Genomic DNA, 1,427 nt, shown 5'->3' on the forward strand with positions numbered 1-1,427 from the left:
GGCGGGCAGCTTGAACAGTACGCCAAGGAACTGTGCGCCGAGGTCTGGGACGACGAGAAGCAGGGATGGGAAAACCCGGCGAACAAGCCGAACCACTATTGGGACTGCGAGGTCATGCAGCGGGCGCTAGCGTACATCCTGAACGTGCGCCACCGGCGCAGGCCCGACGAACAACAGAAAAAGCCAGCCCGTCCCCCGCGCCCGTCCGAACGCGGCGGGGGCGGCATCGGTTCGCGTCTGGCGAACCTGCGGAGGTCGTGATGGCACTGTACGACCTGTCGGATCGCCTCAACTGGCAGCAGGCTTGCGAAATTCTCGGGTGCAGCAAGGCGCAGTTGTACCGGCTTGTGAAGGAGAAAAAGATTCCTGTTTATGGAACGGGAAAAAGATATCGATGGTATTTGAGAACAGATTTGAAACTATTTTTAGAAACAGGGTATTGTGAGAAAAACGACTTGACAAATTAACCTAATAGGGTAATATAAAGACATGGAAAAGAACAAGCCGCATTGCCCCCTGAGCCGTGTAAAGGCCCTGATTGAAGCTGGAAAGGTCCATATGACAACCACAGCGCGAAATGGTGCCGCTGCATTGGGGTATGACCGCAAACGAGCCTATGCGGAAATCATGTGCCTGAGTCCTCATGAGTTCTATAAGAGCATGACTACATATCATGATTCTTCCGTTTGGCAGGATGTTTACCGGCACAAGGCGGATGTGGGAATGCTGTACATTAAACTGACTGTAATAGACGACGTTCTTGTCGTTTCATTCAAGGAGCTGTGATATGAAATGTCCAGAATGCGGAGGCGCGGAACTGGTGCCCGGCGTGAAGGAAGTCCCCTTCACATACAAGGGAAGGACAATCATGCTCGAAACCCATGCGGATTTTTGTCCGGTGTGCGGAGAGGGCGTTTTGTCGGATGAGGAAGCGGATCGTCTTGATGGGCTGTCGGAGGTATTTCGCCGTAAGGTGAATGAAGAACTGTTTGATCCTGCTTTTGTCCTATCCGTCCGGAAAAAGCTCGGCCTCGATCAGAGGCAGGCTGGTGAACTGTTCGGTGGAGGAGCTAATGCCTTCTCTCGATATGAGCTTGGAAAGGCCAAACCTCCACAGGCACTGGTGCAGCTTTTCAAGCTGTTAAATAATGATCCATCCCGTCTCAATGAACTGCGGGGCTGATGCCTTGAACAAGTTCGCACAGAAAAGTCCGGCTTCCCAGCCGGGCTTTTTTTTTGTCTTTTTGAAAATTTTTTGTCTCCACAGTCTCTACAGTCTCCACAGTCTCCACAGTCTCAGACATGCGCTTTTTTCTGTGCTATGTGCATAGGCACTATGAGCACCATCTGGACACGTGAAGAACTCCTCGATCTGATCGCCTGTTGGAAGGCCGCGTACAAGGCGGCGTCCACGGGCAAGTCGTACA

Annotated in this window: 4 protein-coding genes; all 4 read left to right on the forward strand. The window is 52.2% G+C overall.

From position 1 onward, the window contains the following. Positions 1-261: terminase gpA endonuclease subunit (locus T370_RS23320; protein ID WP_034507620.1), on the forward strand; the 261-nt coding region annotated here is incomplete at its 5' end. Then, entirely contained in the window at positions 261-467 is a 207-nt protein-coding gene (locus T370_RS0121900) for a helix-turn-helix domain-containing protein (protein ID WP_005026875.1), read from the forward strand. The genes T370_RS23320 and T370_RS0121900, both read left to right, overlap by 1 nt. A 22-nt stretch (positions 468-489) precedes the next feature. Beyond that, complete coding sequence (locus T370_RS0121905; RefSeq protein ID WP_005026876.1) at positions 490-786, forward strand: type II toxin-antitoxin system MqsR family toxin; 297 nt, start codon at positions 490-492, stop codon at positions 784-786. A 1-nt stretch (position 787) separates the two neighbouring features. Further along, positions 788-1,183: a type II TA system antitoxin MqsA family protein gene (locus tag T370_RS0121910; protein ID WP_005026878.1), complete on the forward strand. Its 396-nt coding sequence runs from the start codon at positions 788-790 to the stop codon at positions 1,181-1,183. Positions 1,184-1,427 lie beyond the last annotated feature (244 nt).

The organism is Bilophila wadsworthia ATCC 49260 (assembly GCF_000701705.1).
GTDB lineage: Bacteria > Desulfobacterota > Desulfovibrionia > Desulfovibrionales > Desulfovibrionaceae > Bilophila > Bilophila wadsworthia.

Coding starts and splice junctions, on each gene's coding strand:
- T370_RS0121905 (WP_005026876.1), top strand. CDS start 490: ATGGAAAAGAACAAGCCGCATTGCCCCCTGAGCCGTGTAAAGGCCCTG.
- T370_RS0121910 (WP_005026878.1), top strand. CDS start 788: ATGAAATGTCCAGAATGCGGAGGCGCGGAACTGGTGCCCGGCGTGAAG.
- T370_RS0121900 (WP_005026875.1), top strand. CDS start 261: ATGGCACTGTACGACCTGTCGGATCGCCTCAACTGGCAGCAGGCTTGC.